This window comes from Acidovorax sp. GW821-FHT10E03, from assembly GCF_059415205.1.
This window is the reverse complement of record NZ_JBWKMU010000005.1, coordinates 310,185-336,381: the sequence shown is the minus strand read 5'-3', so window position 1 is coordinate 336,381 and position 26,197 is coordinate 310,185. Positions and strand designations below refer to the sequence as shown.

Sequence of the window (26,197 nt, the reverse complement as noted above, 5' to 3'; positions counted from 1 at the left end):
CCCACCGCGCGCCAGGGCGCCGGGCGGGCGCCGCGTTGACATGGATCAACCTACGCTTGGCGCTGTTGTTTTAGCGCTTTCCAGCGCCCTTGTTTGCTTTGTGAGGTTGTCCACCATGCGTACCCAGGTTGCCATCATCGGCGCAGGCCCCGCCGGCCTGCTGCTCGGCCAGTTGCTTTACAAGTCCGGCATCGACGCCGTCATCATCGAACAGCGCAGCCCCGACTACGTGCTGGGCCGCATCCGCGCCGGCGTGCTGGAGCAGGTCAGCATGGACCTGCTGGACCAGGCGGGTGTCGGCGCCCGCGCCCATGCCGAAGGACTGCCACACGACGGCATCGAGCTGCTGTTCAAGGGCGCGCGGCACCGCATCGACCTGCACGCGCTGACCGGCGGCAGCCGCGTGACGGTGTACGGCCAGACCGAAGTGACCCGCGACCTGATGGACGCCCGCGCCGCCGAAGGCCTGACCACGGTGTACGACGCGCAGAACGTGAGCGTGCACGACTTCGACGGCCAGCAGCCGCGCGTGACCTACGAGAAGGACGGCCAGACGCACGAGGTGCTGTGCGACTTCATCGCAGGCTGCGACGGCTACCACGGCGTGTGCCGCGCCAGCGTGCCCGAGGGCGCACTGCGCACCTACGAGCGTGTCTACCCCTTTGGCTGGCTGGGCGTGCTGGCCGACGTGAAGCCCGTGTCCCACGAGCTGATCTACGCCAACACCGAGCGGGGCTTTGCGCTGTGCAGCATGCGCAGCAACACGCGCAGCCGCTACTACCTGCAAGTGCCATCGACCGACAAGGTGGAGCAGTGGAGCATCGAGCAGTTCTGGGCCGAACTGGGCAACCGCCTGGACCCCGAGGCGCGCGAGAACCTTGTCACCGGCCCGGCGCTGGAGATGAGCATCGCCCCGCTGCGCAGCTTCGTGGCCGAGCCCATGCGCTTTGGCCGCCTGTTCCTGGCGGGCGACGCGGCCCACATCGTGCCGCCCACCGGTGCCAAGGGCCTGAACCTGGCGGCGAGTGACGTGGGCTACCTGTGGAATGCGTTCGCCGACTACTACAGCGAGAAGTCGAGCGCCGGCATCGACACCTATTCCGACCGCTGCCTGCGCCGCGTGTGGCGCGCCGAGCGCTTCTCGTGGTGGTTCACCTCGTTGATGCACCGTTTTCCAGAGACTGGCGAATTCGGCCAGAAGATTCAGGAAGCCGAGCTGGAATACCTGGTGCACTCGCGCGCAGCCTCGGTCTCACTGGCCGAGAACTACGTAGGGCTGCCGATGAACTTCGGAACCTGACTCTCTCCCCGTTCCGAGAGTACCTCACAAAAAAAAGCGGCTTCCCAGGAAGCCGCTTCTTGCATGGCGCCCCGCCGCCCGAATCAGTGGCGGAAGTGGCGCACCCCGCTGAACACCATGGCCACGCCGCGCTCGTTGGCGGCATCGATCACTTCGTTGTCGCGCATGGAGCCACCGGGCTGGATCACGCAGGTCGCACCTGCATCGACCACCACATCGAGGCCGTCGCGGAAGGGGAAGAATGCGTCGCTGGCCACCACGGTGCCCTGCAGCGTGAGGCCCGCGTGGCCCGCCTTGATGCTGGCGATGCGGGCCGAGTCCAGGCGGCTCATCTGGCCGGCGCCCACGCCCATGGTCATGCCGCCCTTGCAGAAGACGATGGCATTGCTCTTGACGTACTTGGCCACCTTCCAGGCGAACAGCAGGTCTTCCATCTCTTCCAGCGTGGGCTGCTTGTGCGTGACCACCTTCAGGTCGATGAGCGACAGCTCGTGGTTGTCCGCGGTCTGCAGCAGCAGGCCGGAGCCGATGCGCTTGGCGTCCATGGCGTTGCGGCCGCGCTGCCAGTCGGTGAGCTGCTGCGCCTTGCCGGCATGCGGCGGCAGGGCGATCTTGAGCAGGCGCACATTGGCCTTGGCCTTGAACACCTCCAGCGCCTCGGGCGTGAACTCCGGCGCCATCAGCACTTCGACGAACTGCTTGGCGATCTGCTGGGCGGCGCCGCCATCCACCGTGCGGTTGAAGGCGATGATGCCGCCGAAGGCGCTGGTGGGGTCCGTCTGGAAGGCCTTGCCGTAGGCATCGAGCGCGTCCAGGCCCACGGCCACGCCGCAGGGGTTGGCGTGCTTGACGATGACGCAGGCAGGCGCCTCGAAGCTCTTGACGCATTCCCACGCCGCATCGGCGTCGGCGATGTTGTTGTACGACAGCTCCTTGCCCTGCACCTGCTCGGCCGTGACCAGCGAGCCGGGCGCGGGGTACAGGTCGCGGTACAGCGCGGCCTGCTGGTGCGCGTTCTCGCCGTAGCGCAGGTCCTGCACCTTGGTGAAGATGCCGTTGCTCTGGCCGGCGAACTGGGCACGCGCGGGCACGTAGGTTTCGGACAGCTTTTCCTCTTCGAAGGTGACGGACGAGAGGTAGTCGCTGATGGCGCCGTCGTACTGCGCGATGCGGTTGAACGCGGCCACCGACAGCGCGAATCGCAGCTTGTCGGAAAGCTTGCCCTTTTCCTTCAGCTCGGCCAGCACGGCCGGGTACTGCGAGGCGTCGGTCAGCACGCCAACGTCCTTCCAGTTCTTGGCGGCACTGCGCACCATGGCCGGGCCGCCGATGTCGATGTTCTCGATGGCGTCGGCCAGCGTGCAGCCCGCCTTGGCCACGGTGGACTCGAAGGGGTACAGGTTGACCACCAGCAGGTCGATGGTGTCGATGCCATGCTCCTGGAGCGCGGCCATGTGCTCGGGCAGCTCGCGGCGCGCCAGCAGGCCGCCGTGCACCTTGGGGTGCAGCGTCTTCACGCGGCCGTCCAGCATCTCGGGGAACTGGGTGACCTCGGCCACCTCGGTCACGGGCAGGCCCTGGTCGGCCAGCAGCTTGGCGGTGCCGCCGGTGGACAGCAGCTTGATGCCCAGCGCATGCAGGGCCTGTGCAAATTCGACGATGCCGGTCTTGTCGGAGACGGAAAGAAGTGCGTTCATGGCAGTGGTGGTGGGGAGAGTTTGAATAAAAACAGGGCCTGGCGCTTTATGGATAAGCGCCAACAGCTATACATTTAATAGCAATCGTGCGCCGGTCAGAGCAGCTTGTGCAGGGCCAGCTTCTTGCGCAGCGTGTTGCGGTTCAGGCCCAGCCATTCGGCGGCGCGGGACTGGTTGTTGTCGGCATGGGTCATCACCACTTCCAGCAGCGGTTTCTCGACCACGCGCACCAGCATGTCGTACATGCCGTCGGGCGTCTCTCCGCCCAGGTCGCGAAAGTAGCCTTGCAGGCTCTCGCGCACGCATTCTTCTATGTGTTTCTTGCTCATGCAGCCATTCCCTCTTGTTCTTCTGGTTCTGCGTCCGTGCCGGTGGCGGCGGGCAGCCGGTCCATCTGTTGCGCAAGGGCATCCAGGTGGTCGGCCACGGCCTGCCACTGCGCGGCGCAGTCCTCGATCGTATTGATGTGTTGCCTGAAGGCCTCGCCGCCCGGCAGCGCACGCAGGTACCACGCGATGTGCTTGCGCGCACTGCGCACCCCGGTCAGCTCGCCATACAGGCCGTAGTGGTCTTGCAGGTGGTCCAGCAACAGGCGCCGCACCTCGGCCACCAGCGGTGGCGCCAGGTGCTCGCCCGTGGCCAGGAAGTGGCCGATCTCGCGGAAGATCCACGGCCGGCCCTGTGCGGCACGGCCGATCATGATCGCGTCGGCCCCGGTGGCGGCCAGCACGTCGCGCGCCTTCTCGGGTGAAGTGATGTCGCCATTGGCCACCACGGGCACCCTCACCGCCGCCTTCACCGCCGCGATGGTGTCGTACTCCGCATGGCCCTTGTAGCCTTGCTCGCGCGTGCGGCCGTGCACGGTGAGCATCTGGATGCCCACGCCCTCGAACGCGCGGGCCAGCGCCACGGCGTTCTTGTGCTCCTGGCACCAGCCGGTGCGCATCTTCAGCGTGACGGGCACGTTGAAGGGCGCGCACGCCTGCACCACGGCCTCGGCGATCTCCACGGCCAGCGCCTCGTTCTGCATCAGGGCGGAGCCCGCCCACTTGTTGCAGACCTTCTTGGCCGGGCAACCCATGTTGATGTCGATGATCTGCGCGCCGCGCTCCACGTTGTAGACCGCGGCCTCGGCCATCATCGGCGCATCGGTGCCTGCGATCTGCACGGCGATGGGCCCGGGCTCCCCTTCATGGTTGGCCCGGCGCGAGGTCTTGAGGCTGTTCCACAAGTCCTTGCGCGAGGTCACCATCTCGCTCACCGCGTAGCCCGCGCCCAGCGCCTTGCACAGCTGGCGAAACGGCCGGTCCGTGACGCCCGCCATCGGGGCGACGAACAAGCGGTTCGCCAGAGGAATGTGGCCGATGTGCATGAAGGGGCGCGGTAGGTGCAGCAGCGAATGCTGAAAAAGGAGGCAGGATTGTACCTGCTCAAAATTTCAGCAAATGAAATGTTCCGCCCACTGAAATGACGCCCCTGTCCACCCCGATGCTCTCCGGCGCGGCGACGCACGGCCGCCACGGTCAGCGCGCGGCGAGGTCGGTTTCCGCCGTCGGTGCAGGAACCCGGGCACGTTGCGCAAAGCGCCACCAGGCATCGGCGGCATTGTCGAATTCATGGCGCGCCATCAGCGTGCGCAGCCACTGGCGGTTGTGCAGCACATCCGGCGAGAAGCCCCGCGCGGCCAGCTCCGCGCCCCCCTGCCTCACGCCGGCGGGCGTGCCCATGTCCACATCGTGACCATCGGCCAGGGGGCCGCGCACGACCTTGCTGGCCTTCATGCCGTCCACCACCCGAACCCGCACCACCCATTCGCCGGCGACGACGGGGCAGGTGGCTTCAAGTGCCATGCCTTGCGCCTGCAGCTCCCGGGCCACGCCATCCAGCGCGGCGCGCCCACCGGGCATCTCGCTGCAGCCGCTACCGCTGCCGGCATGTGCGTGCGAAGCCGGCGGCAGTGAAGAAGACACAGGGGGCACCGCCGCCTGCGGGCTGTGCACGCAGGCGGCCAGCAGCAGCGCCAGGGCCGCTGACGACCAGCGGGTGCCCACCGGCACGGCGGCAGGTGCCGGGCGGGCGATGGCAGGGATTGCGAAACAATGCATGAAGCCTCCCGGGGTAAATTCATTCAGGGACGGTGTTGCTTCACGATACAAATAGGCGCCGCCCACGGCCATGCGCGGATGGCGCACCCCTGCGTAGGACAGCGCCCCCTGGCATGAAAGCGATGCCGCCGCCGCCCTACACTTCCTCCCATGGAAATCTGGATGCACCAGCTGCTGGAATGGCTTGCGCTGCCGCAGTTCGGCCTGAGCACGGTCTTTGTCGTTTCGTTCATCTCGGCCACGCTGCTACCCCTGGGCTCGGAGCCGGCGGTGTTCGGGCTGATCAAGATCAACCCCGAACTGTTCTGGCCCGCGATCCTGGTCGCCACGGTCGGCAACACGCTGGGCGGTGGGGTGAGCTGGTGGATGGGCCTGGGGGCTCACAAGGTCGTGGACAAGGCCCGTGGCAATGCCACCGACGTGCGCGCGCTGCACTGGCTCCAGCGCTTTGGCGCACGCGCCTGCCTGATGAGCTGGCTGCCCGTGGTGGGCGACCCGCTGTGCGCCGCGGCCGGATGGCTGAAACTGCCGTTCTGGCCCTGCCTGGCCTATATGGCCGTGGGCAAGTTCTTCCGCTATCTGCTGATGACGAGCGTGCTGCTGCACTTCATGCCGGGGCACCTGGCGCTGTGACTTCTCACCCGGTGTTTCGTTGAGGCCGCTTGGCGCCAGCAATGACAAGGGTGTGCAACTGCCGTCCCCAGGCGCCCCTCTCCCGCATGCCCACGTCTCACGACAGCGGTGCGTGTGCGCCGATGTCGGACAACAGCGAATCGCCACGGGCCACCGGCTCCTCGACCACCACCTGGTTGCGCCCGCCTTCCTTGGCCATGTACATCGCGGTATCGGCCCGCGAGAAGAACTCCAGCACCGACTCTCCCAGCACGTACTGGGTCACGCCGATCGACACCGTCACCCGCCCCTTGAGAAGCCCGGTCCATGCATGGATCTCGACCTGGGCGCGGATGCGCTCGCAGGTATTGAGCGCAGGCAGCAGGGATGTGGCGGGAAAGATGAGCAGAAACTCCTCGCCCCCATAGCGCCCGAACACATCGCCTGCGCGCACCCCCTGCTGTGCCACGCGGGCGAACGTGCGCAGCACCTCGTCACCCCCCAGATGCCCCAGTTCATCGTTGATGCGCTTGAAATGGTCGATATCCACCACGGCGAGGCACAGGGGAATGCCGCTTTCATCCGCCAGCTGCTTTTGCTCCTCCAGCGCGGCCAGCACGTAGCGGCGGTTGAAACATCCGACCAGGGGGTCGCGCTGGGCGTCTTCCTGGATGTTCTTGATCTTCCGGCTGGCGTGGTACAGGCTGCGGTAGAGGCGCTGGACCCTGCCCATCAGGAGGATGTAGGTGGGCAACGATAGCGCCAGGGCCAGCCAGTGCAGCGCTTCCAGGCGCAGCAGCGCGTCATTTTTCTGCTCCACGTAATGGAGCCCCACCACCACGGCGTACAGGCACAGCATGCAGGCCGCCAGCGCCAGCAGCGCGGGCCGCGGCACGGTGAAGATCCCGTAGGCCACCGCCACGAAGGTGAACGGGACCAGCAGGATCTGCGTGACCGGCGCCAGATAGAACACCCCGACCATGCAGGCCAATGCCGTGGCCACAATAGCCAGCTTCAGGTGCCTGTGCCGCACCTTCTTGTGCAGGCCCGAACTGAAAATCCCCCAGAAGGCCCCGCATCCCAGCACCACCAATACGGCCAGGACGGCGAGCACCTGCACATCCACCATGCCCAGCGCATAGAACCCGGCCATCGCCAATACATACAGGCCGATCAGCCCCCCGGCCAGCCGCCATTTCTGCCCCGCGCTGCGCCCGCTTCGCGGCCCCAGGCCATCCATGGCCCTGCGCGCGGGACGCGCCATGGCCGACGATGAGTCATCGAATTCCATGACGGCGTCGGACAGCGGAAAGGCGTCCGTCGCCGAAAACGGATTCTTGCGGCCAAAGAACATGCGGAGGCAGGCGTGGGCCCGGGTTCGTTCGGGTGACAGGTTCACCGAAATACACAGTCCGCCAGCGCTGACGCCCGGCAGACGGGCCCGCGCATCTTACGCAGAACTGACACGGAAGCGCTCCGTGTTTTCCAGTAGCTCGCGCGCTGCAGCGCACCCTGCGGGCGGCGTTTGGCGCCGCGCACCCCGCCTTGCGGCCACTGTTTGCGCCCGGAAAAAGATGCCTCTTCAGGCCGCCGCAACCTGCCGGCGTGTCCACCAGCCTTCCAGGCTGTAGACCAGCAACGCAGTCCAGATCAACACAAACCCCACGAGGCGCGCAGGCTGGAAGGGTTCATGGAACAGCCACACGCCCAGCGCAAACTGCAGGCTCGGGGAGATGTACTGCAGGATGCCCAAGGTGGACATCGGGATCAGGCGGGCACCCGCGGCAAACAGCAGCAGCGGAACGGCCGTCATGGGGCCCGCGAGCAACAGCCATCCCACGGCGGCTGGCGACCCCTGGACCAGTGCGCCCTCGCCCTGCCAGGCCCACCAGCCCAGCATGATGGCGGCCACCGGCGCGAGCACCAGGGTTTCCAGCGCCAGCCCCTCCAGCGCGCCCAGCACGGCAAGCTTGCGCAGCAACCCGTAGAAGCCAAAGCTCAGGGCCAGCACCAGCGCAATCCAGGGCAGGCGGCCCGCCTGCACCGCAAGCCACAGCACTCCCGCGGCAGCCACGGCCACCGCAAGCCACTGGCCCGGGCGAGGCCGCTCTTTCAGGAACACGAAGCCCAGCGCCACGTTCACCAGCGGCAAAATGAAATAGCCCAGGCTGGCATCCACCACATGCTGGTTCTGCACCGCCCACACATAGGTGAGCCAGTTGCCCGACAGCAGCATCGCCGACAGCGCGAACGCGCCCAGCACACGGGGCTGGCGCAGCACGGCGCCCAGCCAGGACCATTGCCTGCGCACCATCAGCACGCCAAAGACAAACACCAGCGACCACACCGTGCGGTGCATCACCACCTCCAGCGAGGGCACATCCGCCACCTGCTTGAAATACAGCGGGAACAGGCCCCAGGCGGCATAGGCCAGCGCGGCGTAGAGGATTCCAGTGTTCATAGAAATCGGTGGTGCCAGGGGCGCGAAGGCCCCTTCGAACGGTCGAAAAAAATCCCTGCATGCCAGGGGCCGTGCAGGGATGCGATGCCATCGGGCCCATGGCCCGGCGGAGCTTTCAGCCCCCCAACCCCTAGACGTTGAACAGGAAGTTCAGCACGTCGCCATCCTTGACCACGTACTCCTTGCCTTCGGCTCGCATCTTGCCTGCGTCCTTGGCGCCCTGCTCGCCCTTGAGCGCGATGAAGTCCTCAAACGCAATGGTCTGCGCACGGATGAACCCGCGCTCGAAGTCGCCGTGGATCACGCCGGCCGCCTGCGGCGCCGTGTCGCCGATGTGGATGGTCCAGGCGCGCACTTCCTTCACGCCCGCGGTGAAGTAGGTCTGCAGGCCCAGCAGCTTGAAGGCGCCGCGGATCAGCCGGGCCAGGCCGGGCTCCGTCTGGCCCATCTCGGCCAGGAACATGTCGCGGTCCTCGTCGCTCATCTCGGCCATCTCGGCTTCCATCTTGGCGCAGATGGCCACCACGGGCGCGTTCTGGCTGGCGGCGTATTCCTTCAACCGGTCCAGGAAAGGGTTGTTCTCGAAGCCGTCCTCGCTCACGTTGCCCACGAACATCGCGGGCTTGGCGGTGATCAGGCACAGGGACTTGAGCAGGGGCTGCTCTTCCTTGGTGATCTCCACCGAGCGGGCAGGCTTGCCCTCGTTGAGCGCGGCCTGGATGCGCGTGAGCAGCGCCACCAGCTTGGCGGCATCCTTGTCGTTGCCCGACTTGGCGGCCTTGGTGTAGCGGTTGAGCGCCTTCTCGACGGTGCCCATGTCGGCCAGGCACAGCTCGGTCTGGATGACTTCGATGTCGGAGATCGGGTCCACGCGGCCGGCCACGTGGATCACGTTGTCATCCTCGAAGCAGCGCACCACGTTGACGATGGCGTCCGTCTCGCGGATGTGGGCCAGGAACTGGTTGCCCAGGCCTTCGCCCTGGCTGGCGCCCGCCACCAGGCCGGCGATGTCCACGAACTCGACGATCGCAGGCACGATGCGCTCGGGCGAGATGATGCTGGCCAGCTGCTGCAGGCGGGGGTCCGGCACCTCCACCACGCCCACATTGGGCTCAATGGTGCAGAAGGGATAGTTTTCGGCGGCGATGCCGGCCTTGGTCAGCGCGTTGAAAAGGGTGGACTTGCCGACGTTGGGCAGGCCCACGATGCCGCATTGGAGGCTCATGGCAGGGCTTTCTGGAATTCGGAGACAAACCGCCGATTTTACGGGCCTGCCGGCAACCGCCGTTCGGGGGCCGGTTCACGCCTCAATCGAAGCGCAGATCCGCCCCCACCCGCTGCCCCACGCGCAGCATCTGGCCCGCGCCCCGGGCCACGATGGCATTCATGCCGAAGGTGATCGCACCATCGAGGCGCTTGTCCTGGCGGTAGGTCCGCAGCATGTCGCCCACTGCGGGGGTGCTTTCGGCCGTGGCGGGGTCGATGTCGGGGATGGGGCATCGTGAACACGGCTTCACGGGCTGCAGGTGGATCCCGCCTTCCGGGGCCTCCACCCGAATCATGTCCACACGGTCTTCGTCATGGGCATCCACGCCGGCCAGCACCACATTGGGCCGGAACCGCTCCATCCCCACGGGGGCATGGCCTGCCGCCTGCAGCCGCGCATTCAGCTCCTGCATGGAAGCCTCGCTGGCCACCAGCACGGGAAACCCGTCGGCGAACTGATTGGGTGCCTCGATCCCACCCGTCCACTCCATGCTGGACAGGCGGCGGTGCTCAGGGTCGAAACGGACAAGCCGGCACGGCTGACCCAGGAAATCCGTGAACCACTGGGCGGCCACCGCGCCCATGTCCCAGGCGAGCACCGTATCCCGCCACACGGTCACGGTGGCAGGCGCCTCGACCGCATCGATGGACACGTGCAGGGCCAGCATGCCGGGCGCGCGCAAGACCATTTCGTCGCTCTTGAGCTGCGGCCGGATGAGCGCCATGCGGGGCAGGACGCGCTGGGTCAGGAACATGCCCTTGGCATCCACCACCATCCAGGCGCGGTCCAGGTCCAGCCCGGTCTCCGTGAGCAGCGCCTCCTGCACTTCAATGCCGGCGCACGACTTGACGGGATAGACGAACAGCCGTGCGATGGTGCCCGACAGATCGGAATCAGGGTTGAAGCTCACGCCGGGGTACTCCTTGAAAAACGGGCGGGGATGCGGGCCCCGATTCTGCACTGCGCGCGCGGGCACAAGCCCCCTCCTACAATGCCGCCATGGCCCAAACCTTTGATATCTGTATTCGCGGCACCGGCATCGTGGGCAAGACCCTGGCGCTGCTGCTGGCCCGCGAACGGCTGAAAGTGGCCCTGCTGCCGGCCCCCGGCCCCAGAGGCGCCGCAGCCGCCGATGTGCGGGCCTACGCGCTGAATGCGGCCTCGCGCCATCTGCTCGAATCGCTGCGCAGCTGGCCGGACGAGCAACACGCCACGCCGGTGCGGACCATGCAGGTGCAGGGTGACCACGACGGCGCCGTCCATTTCGACGCGGCCACCCAGGGGGTGGATGCCCTGGCCTGGATCGTCGACGTGCCCGCCCTGGAAGCACGCCTCACGGAAGCCGTGCGCTACCAGCCGCAGGTGGAATGGGTGGAGTCGCCCGTGCCCGCGGCGCTGACGGTGGTGTGCGAGGGCCGCGCCAGCAGCACGCGCCAAGAATTTGGCGTGGATTTTCAGGTGACGCCCTATCCCCAGCACGCCATCGCCACCCGCTTGGAGTGCGAACGTGCGCATGGACAGGTGGCGCGCCAGTGGTTCTTGCCCGACGGCATCCTGGCTTTTTTGCCCTTGGGCGGACCCCAGGGGAACTCCGTGGCGGTTGTATGGTCCGTCTTGCAGGACCAGGCGGCGCCGCTGATGGCCTTGCCGCCTGAAGAATTCGCGAAAAAGCTCCAGGCGGGCAGCCAGGAGGTGCTGGGAAAGTTGGTGCTGAGTGCGGAGCGCGCAGCCTGGCCCCTTCAGCTTGCCAAGGCGGATCGCTGGTGCGGGGCCCTGCCCGCCAGCGGCAAGAACCCGCGCAGCTGGGTGCTGGCCGGCGATGCGGCGCACAACGTGCACCCGCTGGCGGGCCAGGGGCTGAACCTGGGCCTGGCCGATGCGCAGGCCCTGGCAGGCATGCTGCAGGGACGCGACTACTGGCGCAGCGTGGCGGATGTGCGGCTGCTTCGGCGCTATGAAAGGGAGCGCAAGGCCGCGCTCCTGCCGATGAGTTTGGCGACGGACGGGCTGCAGCAGCTTTTCTCCCGCCACGAGGGCCCCCTGCAGGCATTGCGCAACTGGGGAATGAAGGGCTTTGAACTGAGCGGCCCCTTGAAGAACTTCGTGGCCCGCCAGGCCATGGGTATACATTGACCACATTGCGGCCTCCACCGGGAGGCCGACAGATCTCCGGAACAAGAACACCATGAAACTGATTCCCACCCTGCTCGCCGCAGCCGCCCTGGCTTCAGGCATTGCCGCCTCCGCGCAGGAGGCAGATATCCGGAAGGCCCTCGCCGAGCGCATTCCGCAAATGGACAAGATCGACGAAGTGCGCCCCACGCCCATGAAGGGCCTGTACGAAGTGCGCATCGGGACGGATCTGTTCTACACCGATGCCAAGGGCAACTATGTGATCCAGGGCGAGCTGATCGATGCGAAGGCGCGCCGCAACCTGACGGAAGACCGCATCGCCAAACTCACCGCGGTCGAGTTCTCCGCCCTGCCCCTCAAGGATGCCTTCACCATCGTGCGGGGCGACGGGAAACGCAAGGTGGCCGTTTTTGAAGACCCCAATTGCGGGTACTGCAAGCGCTTCGAACGCGACCTGCAGAACGTGGACAACGTGACGGTGTACCTGTTCCTGTACCCCATCCTCAGCCCAGACTCCGCCGAAAAATCGCGCAACATCTGGTGCGCCAAGGACCCTGTGACCGCCTGGCAGGACCTGATGGTGCGGGACAAGCCCGCGGCTGCGGCAAGCTGCGACACCAGTGCCTTGCAGCGCAATCTGGCCTTTGGGCGCAAGCACAAGATCACGGGCACCCCCACGTTGATCTTTGCCAACGGGGCCCGCGTGCCGGGCGCGATCGGTGCGAAGGAAGTGGAAAAGCGCCTGGCCGAGGCCAGCAGCGAACCCTCCGCAGCGAACTGACCCGCGTTGCGCCGCCGTTGACGCCCTCTCCCACGGGCTGTGCCATCTGCCCGCAAGCCTGAACCTGCAGCTGCCCATGCCCTCTTCCCGCACGCCAGAACCCGCCGCCATCCACTACCGCGTCGAGCCCTCCGACCTGTACGCCCATCTCTTTCGCGTGGCACTGACGATCACCCGTCCCCAGGCCCTGCAGGAGGTCTCGCTGCCGGTCTGGATTCCGGGGAGCTATCTGGTGCGCGAATTCTCCAAGAACCTGCAGGAGCTCAAGGCCCACCAGGGCAAGCGCGAGGTGGCGCTGATCCAGTTGGACAAGCACCGGTGGCAGGCGGACTGCAGCGTGGACAAACCCCTGGTGCTGACCTATTGCGTCTGCGCCTACGACACCTCCGTGCGCACGGCCTGGCTCGACACATCCCGGGGCTTTTTCAATGGCACCAGCCTGTGCCTGCGCGTGCATGGACAGGAAAAGCAACGCCACACCCTCGACATCGCCAGCACGCCCGCCACGGCCGGATGGTCGGTCGCCACCGGGCTTGCCGCGCTCAAGGCCGACAAAAAGGGCTTTGGCCTGTATGCCGCCCAAGACTACGACGAGCTGGTCGATTGCCCGGTGGAGATGGGCATGTTCTGGATCGGCCGGTTCACGGCCGGCGGCATTGCGCACCGCTTTGTGGTGGCCGGGGCGGCGCCATCGTTTGATGGCAAGCGCCTGCTGGCGGACACCCAGAAGATCTGCGAAACCACGATCCGCTTCTGGCATGGCGATGGCAAGGCTCCCTTCAGGAGCTACCTGTTCATGCTCAATGCCGTGGGGGACGGCTACGGGGGGCTGGAGCACCGCAACTCGACCGCGCTCATCTGCGGGCGCCGCGATCTGCCGCGGCTCGGGGAAACACGCGCCGCGGAAGGCTACACCACCCTGCTGGGCCTCATCAGCCATGAGTACTTCCACACCTGGAACGTCAAGCGGCTGCGCCCGTTCGAGTTCACCGAGCACGACTACTCGCGGGAGAACTACACGCAGCTGCTCTGGTTCTTCGAGGGCTTCACCAGCTACTACGATGACCTGCTGCTGCGCCGCGCGGGGCTGATCGATGAGTCCACATACCTGAAGCTCGTCACCAAGACCATCAACCAGGTACTGCAGACCCCCGGCAGGGCCGTACAGACGGTGGCACAGGCCAGCTTCGATGCCTGGGTCAAGTACTACCGCCAGGACGAGAATACGCCCAACGCGACCGTCAGCTACTACACAAAGGGCTCGCTGGTGGCCCTTTGCCTGGACCTCGCCCTGCGCCGCGAAAGCAAGACCAGCCTGGACGAGGTCATGCGCGCGCTCTGGACACGCTGCCATGGCGGCCCCATGGCCGAGGACGATCTGCGCACGGTATTGGAAGAGCTGGCCGGCCGATCCTTTGATGCCGAACTGGCGCAGTGGGTGCACGGCACCACGGAGCTTCCGCTGACGGAACTGCTAGCGGCCCACGGCGTGCACCTCAAGGCCGAAACACCCCAATGGGCCCAGCGGCTTGGGCTGCGGGTGGGAGAAAGCCACAGCGTGCACATCAAGACCGTATTGCGCGGCGGTGCCGCGGAAAAGGCGGGCATGACGCCAGGCGACGAATGGCTGGGCATCGAGGTGAACCAGCAGGGATGGCGCATCAGCAAGCTGGAGGACGTGGCGTTCTATGCAGGCACCGAGACGGCATTGACGGCCCTGGTGGCGCGCGATGGCCGCCTGCTGCGCCTGGCGCTGGAACTCCCGTCCCGGGGCCCGTCCTCCGCGCCCAGAAAAACCGCCCGCGGCCCCGTGCCAGCCCCTGCCGTTCCTGACACGATCAGCCTGTCGGTTGCCAACGCGGCCGCGGTGGGGCGCTGGCTGAACTGATTCCCGCTGCGCGGTACGGTGTTCTACCTACCTCCGCGCGCTGCAGCCTCGCTTGGGTATATTCGTTCACGCCGTCATAACCACCTATAAATCCAGGAGATTTCCATGTCCTACGAAACCATCGAGGTCCGCACCGAGGCGGACAAGGTTGGCATCATCACGCTCAACCGCCCCAAGCAGCTCAACGCGCTGAATGACCAGCTCATGAACGAACTGGGCACCGCGCTGAAGGCCTTCGACGCGGACGAGAAGATCGGCTGCATCATCGTCACGGGAAGCGAAAAGGCGTTCGCGGCGGGCGCGGACATTGGAGCGATGGCGAAGTACAGCTTTGCGGACACCTACAAGGGCGACTACATCACCCGCAACTGGGAGGCCATCCGGTCCATCCGCAAGCCCGTGATCGCCGCCGTCAGCGGCTTTGCATTGGGGGGCGGCTGCGAGCTGGCCATGATGTGCGATTTCATCATCGCCGCCGACAACGCCCGGTTCGGCCAGCCTGAAATCAAGCTGGGTGTGATCCCTGGCGCGGGCGGCACGCAGCGGCTGCCGCGCGCCGTCGGCAAGGCCAAGGCCATGGACATGGCCCTGACGGGCCGCATGATGGACGCCGCGGAAGCCGAACGCGCCGGGCTGGTCAGCCGCGTGGTGCCCTACGACAAGCTCATGGACGAGGCGCTGGGCGCCGCGATCATCATTGCAGGCTTCTCGCAAATCGCCGTGATGGCGGCCAAGGAGTCCGTCAACCGCGCCTTCGAAGGCAGCCTGTCGGACGGCGTCATGTTCGAGCGCCGCCTCTTCCACGCCCTGTTCTCGACCCAGGACCAGAAGGAAGGCATGGACGCTTTCATGAACAAACGCACCGCGAACTTCACACACCAATAATTTTTGTTCTATAATCTGGGGCTACGGTCGTATAGCTCAGTTGGTTAGAGCGCAGCATTCATAATGCTGATGTCGGTGGTTCAAGTCCACCTACGACCACCACATCCAACCCACAGTGCGGCAACCCACTGTGGGTTTTTCTTTGGTGCCGGGCTTTCGTGTTGCCTGGGCTGGCCCTGACAATGCGCAGGCCCCTCCACAGCCGATGGGGTCATTTCCCGCCTCGGACGGTTTGCTGGCTCACGCACCCCCAACGGCAGGTCCGCCCTAGAATTCTCCCTTCAGCCCCTGGATGTAAACCATGAATCGCTGCACTGTTCCCCACCGCGTTCCCGCACGGAACCTACGCCATCACATCGTCGCCGGGCTCGCTTGCGCCCTCGTGTACGCCGCTCTGCCCGCCACCGCCCAGGTACAGCCTGGCCTCGGAGGCATGCGCACGTTCCCTGATGCGGCCCTGCGCGGCACCTTGACCCTCAATACGGTGTCGGAAGCCACGCTCAACGGCCGCAACATCCGCATGGCACCCGGCATGCGCCTGCTGAGCCCGCAGAACACGCTGGTGATGGCGCACACGGTGCTGGGCCAGAGCTACAAGGTGAACTACGTCATCGAAAACAGCACCGGCATGCTGATCACCGCCTGGATCCTGACCCAGGGTGAAGCCGAACAACCCCGCAAGGGCAGTGACACGGTCGAGCGCAACTACCGCGCGGAATCCGACCCCATCAAGAAGTAACACGGCGGCTGCGCCCTGCGCAACGGCGCAGCCGATTGCATGCTTGCGGAGCGCCGGGCGCCCCGCCTTATCCCTTTCCCGATCGCGAGCCCGCCATGGCCAAAAAAGTCTTTATCAAAACCTTCGGCTGCCAGATGAACGAGTACGACTCGGACAAGATGGCCGACGTGCTCAATGCCGCCCAGGGCTACGAGCCCACGCAGAACGTGGACGAAGCCGACCTCATTCTGTTCAACACCTGCTCGGTGCGCGAGAAGGCGCAGGAGAAGGTGTTCAGCGACCTGGGCCGCATCAAGCACCTGAAGGCGCGCGGCGTGAAGATCGGCGTGGGCGGCTGCGTGGCCAGCCAGGAAGGCGCCGAGATCATCAAGCGCGCGCCCTATGTGGACGTGGTGTTCGGCCCGCAGACCCTGCACCGCCTGCCCGAGATGCTGAACCAGCGCGAACGCCTGGACAAGCCCCAGGTGGACATCAGCTTCCCCGAGATCGAGAAGTTCGACCACCTGCCCCCGGCGCGGGTCGAGGGCGCGAGTGCCTTTGTCTCCATCATGGAAGGCTGCAGCAAATACTGCAGCTACTGCGTGGTGCCCTACACGCGCGGCGAAGAGGTCAGCCGCCCGTTCGACGATGTACTGGTGGAAGTGGCGGGCCTGGCCGACCAGGGCGTGAAGGAAATCACCCTGCTGGGCCAGAACGTGAACGCCTACCTGGGCAAGATGGGGGGCACGGCAGAGATCGCCGACTTCGCGCTGCTGCTCGAATACGTGTCCGACATCCCGGGCATCGAGCGCATCCGCTACACCACGAGCCACCCCAACGAATTCACGCCCCGCCTGATCGAGGCCTACGCCAGGCTGCCCAAGCTGGCCAGCCACCTGCACCTGCCCGTGCAGCATGGCAGCGACCGCATCCTGATGGCCATGAAGCGCGGCTACACCGCCATGGAATACAAGAGCACGGTGCGCAAGCTGCGCGCCATCCGCCCCGACCTGGCCATGAGCAGCGACTTCATCGTGGGCTTTCCCGGCGAGACGGAGGACGATTTCAACAAGATGATGAAGCTCATCGACGACATCCACTTCGACAACAGCTTCAGTTTCATCTTCAGCCCGCGCCCCGGCACGCCCGCCGCCGGCCTGCACGACGACACGCCGCACGACGTGAAACTGCGCCGCCTGCAACACCTGCAAGGCGTCATCAACGCCAACATCAAATCCATCAGCGAAAGCCGCGTGGGCTCGGTGCAGCGCATCCTGGTGGAAGGCGCCTCCAAGCGCGACGCCACTGAGCTCATGGGCCGCACCGAATGCAACCGCGTGGTCAACTTTGTGGGCCAGCCCCGCCTGGTGGGGCAGATGGTGGATGTAACGATCACCGAGGCCAAGGCCTATACCCTGCGCGGCGAAGTGCGCACCCACGAGGCGGCATACGCCGCCTGAGACGCAGCAGACACCCGTGGCAATGCCTGAACACCTGCCACACGCGGATTCGCAGAAGGTCGACGGCCCTCTGCACGGCCTCTCGTTTCAGCAACTGCTGCTCCTGGCGTTCCTGCTCATAGCGGGCCTGCTGGGCGTGAGCTCCCTGCGGGCGCTCTATACGCTGGAACAGCTCATGGTGCAAAGCCGCCACGGCGGCGCGGAGGCAACAGCCCTGAGCACGGCCGCCCAGGCGCTGAACCAGCGTGGGCAGGCGCTGGAGCGCGCGGCCCGCCAGTCCCTGGTGCTGCGGGATGCGCCGCTGCGCCGCAGCTTCAACGAGATGTCCGTGGAGGCGCTGGCCGTTCTCGACCAACTGCACAAGGGTGGACTCCCCGAAGAGCAGTCCGCGCAATGGCGCAGGCATCTGGACGCCGTCAAGGATCTGCTCGATGCCCCGCCAGAGCGGGCGCTGGAGAACGAGCGGCTGGTGGCGGAAGAATTCGTCACGCTGGAGGCGCTGCACACCACCATTGCGCAATCGGTGCAGGACATCAATGCCCAGCGCAACCGTGAACTGCAGGACCGGGTCGAGGCGAGCCGCCGCAGCGTGACCCACCAGGTGGTGGGGGTGATCGTCCTGGCCCTGGTGCTGGCCCTGGCGCTGGGCATCTGGCTCGCCCGCCCCTTCAAGCGGCTCGAAGGCACGATCCGGCGGCTGGGAGAGAACCAGCTCGAGGCGCCCGTGGTGATCTCGGGCCCCGACGACGTGCGCCGGGTCGGTCAGCAACTGGAATGGCTGCGGCTGCGGCTGCTGGAGCTGGACGCCGACAAGGCCCGCTTTCTTCGCCATGTCTCGCACGAGCTCAAGACCCCCCTGGCCGCGCTGCGGGAAGGCGTGGCGCTGCTGCAGGACGGCGTGACCGGCGAGCTCAACGCCGGCCAGCGCGAAGTGACGCAGATCCTGCACCACAACACGCTGGTGCTGCAGGGGGAGATCGAAGCCTTGCTGCGCTTCAATGCCGCGGCGTTCGAGGCACGCCAGCTGCAGCGGCGCGACACCGATCTGCTTGCGCTGCTGGAGGCCCAGGTGGAGGCCCAGCGCCTGCAATGGCAGGCCCGTGGCCTGCGCGTGCTGGTGGAGGGGCCGGCTGTGTCCCTGCAGATCGATGCCGACAAAATCGCCTCGGCCGTCAGCAACCTGCTGTCCAACGCCATCCGTTTCTCCCCCAAGGGCGGAACGGTGCGGCTGTCCCTCTCGCGCCACGCCGACCACGTGCGCGTGGATGTCTCCGACCAGGGGCCCGGGGTGGCCAGCGCCGACCGCGACCGCGTGTTTGAACCCTTTTACCGGGGCATACGCCAGCCCGACGATGCAGTGCGAGGCACCGGCATCGGGCTTTCGATCGTCCACGAGTACGTTGTTGCCCACGGTGGCCGCGTGCGGCTGGTGGAAGACGGCGTCCACTCCTTTTTTCGCATGGAACTACCACATGCCGCCTAGTTATGTCCCTTGCCGCCCTGCCGGCCAGCAAGCGCTGAATTCCCCTGCATGGATCTTGCCGCTGGCCGCAGCGCTCGTGCTGACGGGCTGCAATGCCACCTCGCCCAAGGCGGCAGCAGCGGCGGCAGGAGCGCCCGCCCCCATCGTGGCGGTTGCCGCCCCGGCCCCGGACGCACCGGAGTCCTTCCCGGCGGGCGAGGCCGCGGCCGCCGGCACAACCCAGGCCGCCGAACCGGTGCTGCAGGTGCTGGCCCAGGCCGACCGGACGCTGCGCATGCCCGCTGCAGAACTGGCCAGGGAAATCGCCCGCCTCGGCGAGGCGGAAGACGCGACGGCGGAAACCCCGCTTCTCCTGGCTGTTGCGCTTGCGCAGACACGCCAGCCCGTCGATACGGCACGTGCCCTCGGGCTGGTGCAGCGCGTGATGGGCAACACCGCTGCCGCGGCGCAGCCCCTGCATCCCCTGGCGCGCCTCATGGAGGCACGGCTGCTGCAGCAACGCCGGCTTGAAGACCAGCTGGAGCGGCAGGCACAACAACTGCGCGATGCACAGCGCCGCAACGACCAGCTCAACGAACGGCTGGAGGCCGTGCGCGCCATCGAACGCAGCCTGACCACGCGCCCCGCCCCGCTTCCTGCCACACCGGCATCAACCCCAGGCAGCAGCCCGCAGCGCCCGGCACCCTGAGCTTGCGAGACAACGACCATGGCAGCCGCTCCCCGCCCCTCCCGCGCAACGCCCGCCGCCCGCATTCTTGTGGTGGACGATGACGCCGACATGCTGCGGCTGTTGTCCCTGCGGCTCCATGCCGCCGGATACGACGTGGTGGCCGTGGGCTCGGCCGAGGCCGCGCTGGCCCAGCTCGACATGGCGCGCCCCCAGCTCGTGCTGAGCGACGTGCGCCTGCCAGGACGCGACGGACTCGCGCTGTTCGACGAAGTGCGTGCACGCCACCCCTCGCTGCCGGTCATCCTGCTCACCGCCCACGGCACCATTCCCGATGCGGTGGAAGCCACGTCGCGCGGGGTGTTCACCTACCTCACCAAGCCCTACGACGGCAAGGAGCTGCTCGAGAAAATCGCCCAGGCCCTGGCGCTCAGCGCCCCTGCGGTGGCACATGCCCATGCCAACGAGGCATGGCGCGCCGAGATCGTGAGCCGCTCCAACCGCATGACCGACCTGCTGGCCGAAGCCTACATGGTGGCCCAGTCGGATGCGAGCGTGCTGTTGCTGGGCGACAGCGGCTCGGGCAAGGAGCTGCTGGCCCAGGCCATCCACCGCGCCAGCCCCCGTGCGAGCCACCCCTTTGTGGCGGTCAACTGCGGCGCCATCCCCGAGGCCCTGCTGGAGTCCGAACTGTTTGGCCACGTCAAGGGCGCCTTCACCGACGCGGTGAGCAACCACAAGGGGCTGTTCCAGGCCGCCGAAGGCGGCACCTTGCTGCTGGACGAGATCGGCGACATGCCCCCCGCACTGCAGGTCAAGCTGCTGCGGGTGCTGCAGGAGCGCGCGGTGCGCCCCGTGGGGGCCAGCCAGGCGATCCCGATCAACGTGCGCATCATCTCGGCCACGCACCGCGACCTGGAGGCGGCGATGGCCACGGCCCAGTTCCGCGAAGACCTGTACTACCGCCTGAACGTGGTCACGCTGATGCTGCCCACCCTCGCAGACCGGCGCGAGGACATCGCGCTGCTGGCCAACCACTTTCTGGACAAGCTGGCGCGCAAGTACGACAAGCGCCTGTCAGGCTTTGCGCCCGAGGCGCTCAAGGCCCTGACCCTGGCCGCCTGGCCCGGCAATGTGCGCCAGCTCTACAACGTTGTCGAGCAGGTGTGCGCGCTGTCCACCACCCCTCTGGTGCCCCTGACGCTGGTGCAGCGCGCGCTGCGCACGCCGTCCACCCAGGTGCTGAGCTTTGCCGAAGCCCGGCAACGCTTCGAGCGCGAGTACCTGGTGGGCCTGCTCAAGATGACGGACGGCAACGTGGCCGATGCGGCGCGCCTGGCGCAGCGCAACCGCACGGAGTTCTACCGGCTGCTGCAAAAACACGCGCTGACCCCCGGAAACTTCAAGAATGACGCCCCGGACAACGACGACGTCGCCGATGGGCGACACGACTAAGCATTTGATTTATCTGGATTTTTTAGCAGCGACCCCATTCGCTGTCGCCAGATGGCGACAAAAAGCCGGTATTTCGGCTCCCATGGCGGGGTTGCACATCTGCTTACATGCAGTTGATGGCCTAAGCATTTGATTTAGAACAGTTTTTTCAAGCTGGCACAGGGTTTGCCCTAGTTCCAGCATGCAAGCTGTTTTTTCTCTCCGTTCACGCGCCATCGGCCGCCTCCCGCGGGCCGTGATGGCGCTGGCCGCCGCCCTGCTCGCAGGCACTGCGCAGGCGCAAGGCTTCGATTTCGACAGCGTCACCCGCCTCGCCCGGGAGCGGGCACAGAAGCCGTATCGCGCATCCAGCGACAAGCTGCCCGCCGACCTCGCAAAACTCAACTACGACCAGGTGCGCGACATCCGCTGGCGCTCCGACCGCGCCCTGTGGCGCACCGAGAAGCTGCCGTTCGAGGCCATGTTCTTCCACCTGGGCCTGTACCAGAAAGAGCCGGTGCTGATCAACGAAGTCACGCCGCAGGGCGCGCGCCACATCGGCTACAGCCGTGCGGACTTCGACTATGGCAAGAACCAGGTGCGGCCTGAGGCCTGGGGAGACCTGGGCTTTGCAGGCTTTCGCCTGCACAACCACCTCAACTCCAGCGCCTACAAGGATGAGCTGGTGGTCTTCCAGGGCGCGAGCTACTTCCGCGCGCTGGGCAAGGGCCAGCAGTACGGCCTGTCGGCCCGGGGGCTGGCCATCGACACCGTGGGCGGCAGTGGCGAGGAGTTCCCGCGCTTCACCGAGTTCTGGCTGGTACGACCCGACCCCTTGTCCACACAGGTCACGGTGTACGCGCTGCTGGATTCGCCCCGCGCCACCGGCGCCTACCGCTTCGACATCCAGCCCGGCGCGCAGACCACCACCACCGTGCGCAGCCGCATTTTTGTGCGGCCCGGCTCCGGCAAGCCCATCGCCACGCTCGGGGTCGCGCCGCTGACCAGCATGTTCTTCTTTGGCGAGAACCAGCCCCGCAAGGACGACTTCCGGCCCGAAGTGCATGACTCCGACGGCCTGATGATCGCCACGGGCGAAGGCGAATGGCTGTGGCGGCCGCTGCAGAACCCCAGGCAGACACTGGTCACATCGTTTGCCACCCAAAACCCCAAGGGCTTTGGCCTGATGCAGCGCGACCGCCAGTGGTCGAACTATGAGGACGTGGAAGCCCGGTATGAGCGCCGCCCCAGCGCCTGGGTGCGCCCCCTGCACGACTGGGGCGCTGGCCGCGTGGAACTGGTGCAGCTCCACACCCCCGACGAAACGCACGACAACATCGTGGCGTATTGGGTTCCGGCCCAGATGCCGGCCCCCGGCCAGCCCCTGGAATTTGCCTATGAGCTGAGCTGGCAGGGCGACGAGCAGCAGCGCCCCCCCGGGGCCTGGGCCACGCAATCGCGCCGGGGCATGGGCTACACCAAACAAACCGCCGAGGCCCTGCGCCAGCAGGCCCAGTACGTGGTCGATTTCGACGGCCCCGCCCTCAAGGCCCTGCCCGCCGACGCCACCGTGAAGGCCGTGGTGACCAGCGATGCCAACGGCAAGGTGCTTGAAAACATCGTCTACCGCAATCCCGCCACCGAGCAGTGGCGCATGACCGTTCGCGTACAGCGCCAAAAGGCCGATCGCCCGATCGAGCTGCGCGCTTTTCTTCAACACGACAACCACGCTGTGAGCGAAACATGGACGCACATCATTCTTCCCGAGTAAGCCCCCTACAGCAGCACCGGACTGTCGGCATCCCGCGCAGCACGCTGCGCGAGGAACGGCACCCCAATGCCGTGACCGCGCCCCCCGTCAACCGGGGCTCCATGGCACCGCTTCCCTGGCGCGGCTTCTGGAACAGCATGGGCACCGCCCTCCTGCTGCGCCTGACAGGCCGCAGCGCAGCGCCCCACCCGGCCCTGCCCGCGGCCCCCGCCGTGGCCCAGGCCTGGGAGGGCGCGGCGCAGCGCCGCCGCTGGACCTTTGCCGTGCTGACCGCGTTGACCACGGCCCTGGCCAGCTTTCTGTTTGCGGGCGTGCAGCCCGACTATGAAAACGCCTGGCTGGGGTACGGCCAGATCGCGCTGTTTGCGCTGCTCTCCGCCTGGGTGGTCACCGGTTTCCTGACCGGCCTGATGGGTTTCTGGGTGATGCTGCGCGGTGACCGGCACGCGCTGTCCGTGCGCAGCGTGCTGGAGCACGAACTGGCGCCCGACGCGCGCACGGCCATCATCATGCCGATCTGCAACGAAGATGTGGCCACGGTGTTTGCCGGGCTGCGGGCCACGTGCGAGTCGGTCGCATCCACCGGCCACGGTGCCACCTTCGACGTGTTCGTGCTGTCCGACAGCTACGACCCCGCCATCGCCCAGGCCGAGCGTGCCGCATGGGAGGCGCTGCGCGATGCCCTCGCCCAGCACGGCCAGCAGCCGCAAGTGCAGGTGTACTACCGCCTGCGCACCCGCCGCACGCACCGCAAGGCCGGCAATGTGGCCGACTTCTGCCGCCGCTGGGGCAAGGACTACCGCTACATGGTGGTGCTGGACGCCGACAGCGTGATGAGCGGCGACTGCATCGTCTCGATGGCCAAGCTGATGGAAGCCAACCCCAGCGCCGGCATCATCCAGACAGCCACGCAGGCCATCGGCCACGTCACGCTGCACGCCCGCGCGCAGCAGTTCGCCTCGCGCGTCACAGGCCGCCTCTTCACCCTGGGCATGCAGTACTGGCAACTGGGCGAATCCCACTACTGGGGCCACAACGCCATCATCCGCGTAGCTCCTTTCATGGAGCATTGCGCACTCGCACCCATCAAGGGCAAGGGCGGTCTGGCGGGCGGCATCATGTCGCACGATTTCGTGGAAGCAGCCCTGATGCGCCGCGCGGGCTACCACGTGTGGCTGGTGGCCGACCTGGTCGGCAGCTACGAGCAACAGCCTCCCGACCTGCTGGCCGAACTGCAACGCGACCGCCGCTGGTGCCAGGGCAACCTGCAGAACGCTCGTCTCATGGCCGAGCCCGGCCTCCACGCCGTGCACCGCTCGATGTTCATCACGGGCGCCATGGCCTACCTCTCGGCCCCATTGTGGCTGGCCTTCCTCACTCTGGGCACGGCGCTGTGGCTCTCGGGCGCCAAGCTCGTGGCCGACTGGCACATCCTGCCGGCCGAACTGCTCTCGCTGTGGGCATGGACGCTGTGCATGCTGTTCCTGCCTCGCATCCTGGGCGTGGCCGCGGTGTTCATGCGCCGCGAGCAAAAGGAGTACGGCGGCGCCTTCAGCCTGCTCAAGAGCGCCGCGCTCGAAAGCGTGCTGGCCATCCTGCAGGCCCCCATCCGCATGCTAGCGCATTCGCTGTTCGTACTGATAGCGCTCACGGGCCTGAAGCTGGAATGGAAATCGCCTCCGCGCGAGGCCCACGCCGTGCCCTGGCTCCATGCCGTGCGCCAGCTGGCCCCCATGAGCGTGGTGATCGGCCTGCTGGCGCTGGGTGTTGCGCTGATCGACAGCAGCGCCCTCCTGTGGCTGATGCCCGTGGGCCTGCCGCTGGCGCTGGCGATTCCGCTGGCCGTGCTCACCAGCCAGATCGCGCTGGGCAAGGCGATGCGCGCACAGCGCCTGCTGCTGATTCCCGAGGAGTCCTGGTCGCCCCCCGTGCTGCGCCGCGCATGGCTGCATGCCAGCCGCCTGGCACAGCCGATGCTGAAGGCAGCCTAGTCCGTCGCCTCCTCGCGATCACATCGCCCACAAAAAAAGCCGGCATGCATGCCGGCTTTTTATTTTGCTATATTTTTTTTAGCTTTTCGCGCTTTATCCATCAGCGCCAGAGGCCGAAATGCCTCTATCTCAGAAGGGCATCTTGGGCATGCCGCCCCCGCCCAGGCCCTTCATGCCGCCCATCTTCTTCATCATCTTCATCAGGCCGCCGCCCTTCATCTTCTTCATCATGCCCTGCATCTGCTCGAACTCCTTGAGCAGGCGGTTGACTTCCTGCACATGCACGCCCGCGCCGTTGGCGATGCGTTTCTTGCGCGTGGCCTTGATGAGGTCGGGCTTGCGCCGCTCCAGCGGCGTCATGCTCTGGATGATGCCCTCCTTGCGCTTGATGTCCTTCTCGGCCTTGTCCATGTCCATGGCGCCGGCCTTGGCGGTGAGCTGGGACGGGAGCTTGTCCATGAGGCTGGAAAGCCCGCCCATCTGCTTCATCTGCTGGATCTGGGAAAGAAAGTCGTTCAGGTCGAAGCCGTCACCGCTCTTGACCTTGGCCGCCAGCTTTTGCGCCGCCTCCATGTCCACGCCCGCCGTGACCTGCTCCACCAGCGCCACGATGTCGCCCATGCCCAGGATGCGGCCCGCGTGGCGCTCGGCGTCGAACACCTCCAGGCCGTCGAGCTTCTCGGACACGCCCGCGAACTTGATCGGCGCGCCCGTGATCTGCCGCACCGACAGCGCCGCACCGCCGCGCGAATCGCCATCGAGCTTGGTGAGCACGATGCCGGTGAGCGGCAGCGCCTCCTTGAAGGCCTTGGCCGTGTTGATCGCATCCTGGCCCTGCATGGCATCGACCACGAACAGGGTCTCGACCGGGTTCAGCGCCGCGTGCAGGTCCTTGATTTCCTTCATCAGGGCTTCATCGATGGCCAGGCGACCAGCGGTATCGACCAGCAGCACATCGAAGTAGTGCTTCTTGGCGTAGTCGAGCGCGGCGTGCGCGATATCGAGCGGCTTCTGGTCCGGCGTGCTCGGGAACCACTCGGCACCGGCCTGCTTCGTCACCGTCTTGAGCTGTTCGATGGCCGCCGGGCGGTACACGTCGCCCGAGACGGTGAGCACCTTCTTCTTGCGTTTTTCGATCAGGTGCTTGGCCAGCTTGGCCGTGGTGGTGGTCTTGCCCGCCCCCTGCAGGCCGGCCATCAGGATCACGGCCGGCGGCTGCGCAGCCAGGTTGATGTCGGCCACGCCTTCGCCCATGGTGGCGGCGAGTTCGCGGTTGACGATGCCCACCAGCGTCTGGCCCGGCTTGAGCGAGCCCAGCACCTCCTGGCCCAGTGCCTTTTCCTTGACGCGCGCGATGAAGTCGCGCACCACGGGCAGGGCCACGTCGGCCTCGAGCAGGGCCATGCGCACCTCGCGCAGCATGTCCGTGACGTTGGACTCGGTGATGCGGGCCTGGCCACGCATCTCCTTGACGAGGCGCGTGAGTTTGTCGGTAAGGGCGGAGGCCATAGGAGAAGTTCCGGTATTGCCTGCGCGCCATCAAC

The 26,197-nt window shown here is 66.6% G+C and carries 22 protein-coding genes and 1 tRNA gene; 14 read left to right on the top strand and 9 right to left on the bottom strand.

Annotation, left to right across the window (positions count from 1 at the left end; all coding sequences use genetic code 11):
• The first annotated feature begins 115 nt into the window (after nt 1-115).
• A complete protein-coding gene (gene pobA / locus AC07OD_RS11320; protein ID WP_494596681.1) occupies nt 116-1,300 on the top strand; it encodes a 4-hydroxybenzoate 3-monooxygenase in 1,185 nt (394 codons plus the stop codon).
• A gap of 83 nt (nt 1,301-1,383) precedes the next feature.
• On the opposite strand, the gene purH is transcribed toward pobA, so the two are convergent.
• The 4 genes from purH to AC07OD_RS11300 all read right to left on the bottom strand — a co-directional run bounded on the left by purH (nt 1,384) and on the right by AC07OD_RS11300 (nt 5,102).
• Nucleotides 1,384-2,997, bottom strand: a complete 1,614-nt coding sequence (gene purH, locus AC07OD_RS11315; protein WP_494596679.1) for a bifunctional phosphoribosylaminoimidazolecarboxamide formyltransferase/IMP cyclohydrolase — start codon at nt 2,995-2,997, stop codon at nt 1,384-1,386.
• A gap of 95 nt (nt 2,998-3,092) precedes the next feature.
• Entirely contained in the window at nt 3,093-3,326 is a 234-nt protein-coding gene (locus tag AC07OD_RS11310) for a Fis family transcriptional regulator (RefSeq protein ID WP_218296033.1), read from the bottom strand.
• A complete protein-coding gene (gene dusB, locus AC07OD_RS11305) occupies nt 3,323-4,369 on the bottom strand; it encodes a tRNA dihydrouridine synthase DusB (RefSeq protein WP_218296034.1) in 1,047 nt (348 codons plus the stop codon). The genes AC07OD_RS11310 and dusB overlap by 4 nt, the downstream gene beginning before the upstream one ends.
• A gap of 151 nt (nt 4,370-4,520) precedes the next feature.
• The gene (locus AC07OD_RS11300; protein ID WP_494596676.1) at nt 4,521-5,102 is read right to left on the bottom strand and encodes a D-Ala-D-Ala dipeptidase; all 582 of its coding nucleotides are present in this window, start codon (nt 5,100-5,102) and stop codon (nt 4,521-4,523) included.
• Between the two features lie 150 nt (nt 5,103-5,252).
• On the opposite strand from AC07OD_RS11300, the gene AC07OD_RS11295 reads away from it, so the two are divergent.
• Complete coding sequence (locus AC07OD_RS11295) at nt 5,253-5,735, top strand: YqaA family protein (RefSeq protein ID WP_494596674.1); 483 nt, start codon at nt 5,253-5,255, stop codon at nt 5,733-5,735.
• Between the two features lie 97 nt (nt 5,736-5,832).
• Here the strand turns inward: AC07OD_RS11295 and AC07OD_RS11290 are convergent, their stop codons facing one another.
• The 4 genes from AC07OD_RS11290 to AC07OD_RS11275 form a co-directional block, all read right to left on the bottom strand.
• Nucleotides 5,833-7,068: a GGDEF domain-containing protein gene (locus tag AC07OD_RS11290; protein ID WP_494596673.1), complete on the bottom strand. Its 1,236-nt coding sequence runs from the start codon at nt 7,066-7,068 to the stop codon at nt 5,833-5,835.
• A gap of 228 nt (nt 7,069-7,296) precedes the next feature.
• On the bottom strand, nt 7,297-8,175 hold the full coding sequence (gene rarD / locus AC07OD_RS11285; protein ID WP_494596671.1) for an EamA family transporter RarD: 879 nt from the start codon (nt 8,173-8,175) through the stop codon (nt 7,297-7,299).
• 130 nt (nt 8,176-8,305) lie between these two features.
• Complete coding sequence (ychF, locus tag AC07OD_RS11280; protein ID WP_218296038.1) at nt 8,306-9,400, bottom strand: redox-regulated ATPase YchF; 1,095 nt, start codon at nt 9,398-9,400, stop codon at nt 8,306-8,308.
• 82 nt (nt 9,401-9,482) lie between these two features.
• Nucleotides 9,483-10,352, bottom strand: coding sequence for an MOSC domain-containing protein (locus AC07OD_RS11275; protein WP_494596669.1), 870 nt, complete (start codon nt 10,350-10,352; stop codon nt 9,483-9,485).
• Nucleotides 10,353-10,441: 89 nt separating this feature from the next.
• Here AC07OD_RS11275 and AC07OD_RS11270 point away from each other — a divergent pair, with 89 nt between their 5' ends.
• From AC07OD_RS11270 to mdoH, 12 genes are all read left to right on the top strand, one after another.
• The gene (locus tag AC07OD_RS11270; protein WP_494596667.1) at nt 10,442-11,575 is read left to right on the top strand and encodes an FAD-dependent monooxygenase; all 1,134 of its coding nucleotides are present in this window, start codon (nt 10,442-10,444) and stop codon (nt 11,573-11,575) included.
• Nucleotides 11,576-11,627: 52 nt separating this feature from the next.
• On the top strand, nt 11,628-12,356 hold the full coding sequence (locus AC07OD_RS11265; RefSeq protein WP_218296041.1) for a DsbC family protein: 729 nt from the start codon (nt 11,628-11,630) through the stop codon (nt 12,354-12,356).
• A gap of 76 nt (nt 12,357-12,432) precedes the next feature.
• Nucleotides 12,433-14,244 (top strand): M61 family metallopeptidase, encoded by a 1,812-nt coding sequence (locus AC07OD_RS11260; RefSeq protein ID WP_494596665.1) that lies wholly within the window; start codon nt 12,433-12,435, stop codon nt 14,242-14,244.
• A gap of 105 nt (nt 14,245-14,349) precedes the next feature.
• A complete protein-coding gene (locus AC07OD_RS11255; protein ID WP_218339678.1) occupies nt 14,350-15,129 on the top strand; it encodes an enoyl-CoA hydratase in 780 nt (259 codons plus the stop codon).
• A 25-nt stretch (nt 15,130-15,154) separates the two neighbouring features.
• Nucleotides 15,155-15,231: transfer RNA gene (locus AC07OD_RS11250), tRNA-Met, on the top strand.
• Between the two features lie 199 nt (nt 15,232-15,430).
• Nucleotides 15,431-15,868, top strand: coding sequence for a hypothetical protein (locus AC07OD_RS11245; RefSeq protein ID WP_494596663.1), 438 nt, complete (start codon nt 15,431-15,433; stop codon nt 15,866-15,868).
• 95 nt (nt 15,869-15,963) lie between these two features.
• The gene (gene miaB, locus AC07OD_RS11240; RefSeq protein ID WP_218296045.1) at nt 15,964-17,307 is read left to right on the top strand and encodes a tRNA (N6-isopentenyl adenosine(37)-C2)-methylthiotransferase MiaB; all 1,344 of its coding nucleotides are present in this window, start codon (nt 15,964-15,966) and stop codon (nt 17,305-17,307) included.
• Between the two features lie 22 nt (nt 17,308-17,329).
• Nucleotides 17,330-18,790: a sensor histidine kinase gene (locus AC07OD_RS11235; protein ID WP_494596734.1), complete on the top strand. Its 1,461-nt coding sequence runs from the start codon at nt 17,330-17,332 to the stop codon at nt 18,788-18,790.
• Between the two features lie 55 nt (nt 18,791-18,845).
• Nucleotides 18,846-19,478 (top strand): hypothetical protein, encoded by a 633-nt coding sequence (locus AC07OD_RS11230; protein WP_492244553.1) that lies wholly within the window; start codon nt 18,846-18,848, stop codon nt 19,476-19,478.
• A gap of 18 nt (nt 19,479-19,496) precedes the next feature.
• Nucleotides 19,497-20,912: a sigma 54-interacting transcriptional regulator gene (locus AC07OD_RS11225; protein ID WP_494596661.1), complete on the top strand. Its 1,416-nt coding sequence runs from the start codon at nt 19,497-19,499 to the stop codon at nt 20,910-20,912.
• Nucleotides 20,913-21,150: 238 nt separating this feature from the next.
• Nucleotides 21,151-22,662 (top strand): glucan biosynthesis protein G, encoded by a 1,512-nt coding sequence (locus tag AC07OD_RS11220; RefSeq protein ID WP_494596732.1) that lies wholly within the window; start codon nt 21,151-21,153, stop codon nt 22,660-22,662.
• The gene (mdoH, locus tag AC07OD_RS11215) at nt 22,635-24,653 is read left to right on the top strand and encodes a glucans biosynthesis glucosyltransferase MdoH (RefSeq protein WP_492244555.1); all 2,019 of its coding nucleotides are present in this window, start codon (nt 22,635-22,637) and stop codon (nt 24,651-24,653) included. Before AC07OD_RS11220 ends, mdoH begins: the two co-directional genes overlap by 28 nt.
• 129 nt (nt 24,654-24,782) lie before the next feature.
• Here the strand turns inward: mdoH and ffh are convergent, their stop codons facing one another.
• On the bottom strand, nt 24,783-26,162 hold the full coding sequence (ffh, locus tag AC07OD_RS11210) for a signal recognition particle protein (RefSeq protein ID WP_492244556.1): 1,380 nt from the start codon (nt 26,160-26,162) through the stop codon (nt 24,783-24,785).
• Nucleotides 26,163-26,197: the final 35 nt, after the last annotated feature.

Bases quoted from the DNA above. Each gene is read 5' to 3' on its own strand.
- AC07OD_RS11290 (WP_494596673.1), bottom strand. From the start codon at position 7,068: ATGTTCTTTGGCCGCAAGAATCCGTTTTCGGCGACGGACGCCTTTCCG.
- AC07OD_RS11300 (WP_494596676.1), bottom strand. From the start codon at position 5,102: ATGCATTGTTTCGCAATCCCTGCCATCGCCCGCCCGGCACCTGCCGCC.
- rarD (WP_494596671.1), bottom strand. From the start codon at position 8,175: ATGAACACTGGAATCCTCTACGCCGCGCTGGCCTATGCCGCCTGGGGC.
- ychF (WP_218296038.1), bottom strand. From the start codon at position 9,400: ATGAGCCTCCAATGCGGCATCGTGGGCCTGCCCAACGTCGGCAAGTCC.
- AC07OD_RS11255 (WP_218339678.1), top strand. From the start codon at position 14,350: ATGTCCTACGAAACCATCGAGGTCCGCACCGAGGCGGACAAGGTTGGC.
- AC07OD_RS11225 (WP_494596661.1), top strand. From the start codon at position 19,497: ATGGCAGCCGCTCCCCGCCCCTCCCGCGCAACGCCCGCCGCCCGCATT.
- AC07OD_RS11265 (WP_218296041.1), top strand. From the start codon at position 11,628: ATGAAACTGATTCCCACCCTGCTCGCCGCAGCCGCCCTGGCTTCAGGC.
- AC07OD_RS11245 (WP_494596663.1), top strand. From the start codon at position 15,431: ATGAATCGCTGCACTGTTCCCCACCGCGTTCCCGCACGGAACCTACGC.
- dusB (WP_218296034.1), bottom strand. From the start codon at position 4,369: ATGCACATCGGCCACATTCCTCTGGCGAACCGCTTGTTCGTCGCCCCG.
- AC07OD_RS11220 (WP_494596732.1), top strand. From the start codon at position 21,151: ATGGCGCTGGCCGCCGCCCTGCTCGCAGGCACTGCGCAGGCGCAAGGC.
- ffh (WP_492244556.1), bottom strand. From the start codon at position 26,162: ATGGCCTCCGCCCTTACCGACAAACTCACGCGCCTCGTCAAGGAGATG.
- AC07OD_RS11260 (WP_494596665.1), top strand. From the start codon at position 12,433: ATGCCCTCTTCCCGCACGCCAGAACCCGCCGCCATCCACTACCGCGTC.
- AC07OD_RS11270 (WP_494596667.1), top strand. From the start codon at position 10,442: ATGGCCCAAACCTTTGATATCTGTATTCGCGGCACCGGCATCGTGGGC.
- AC07OD_RS11295 (WP_494596674.1), top strand. From the start codon at position 5,253: ATGGAAATCTGGATGCACCAGCTGCTGGAATGGCTTGCGCTGCCGCAG.
- pobA (WP_494596681.1), top strand. From the start codon at position 116: ATGCGTACCCAGGTTGCCATCATCGGCGCAGGCCCCGCCGGCCTGCTG.
- mdoH (WP_492244555.1), top strand. From the start codon at position 22,635: ATGGACGCACATCATTCTTCCCGAGTAAGCCCCCTACAGCAGCACCGG.
- miaB (WP_218296045.1), top strand. From the start codon at position 15,964: ATGGCCAAAAAAGTCTTTATCAAAACCTTCGGCTGCCAGATGAACGAG.
- AC07OD_RS11235 (WP_494596734.1), top strand. From the start codon at position 17,330: ATGCCTGAACACCTGCCACACGCGGATTCGCAGAAGGTCGACGGCCCT.
- AC07OD_RS11310 (WP_218296033.1), bottom strand. From the start codon at position 3,326: ATGAGCAAGAAACACATAGAAGAATGCGTGCGCGAGAGCCTGCAAGGC.
- purH (WP_494596679.1), bottom strand. From the start codon at position 2,997: ATGAACGCACTTCTTTCCGTCTCCGACAAGACCGGCATCGTCGAATTT.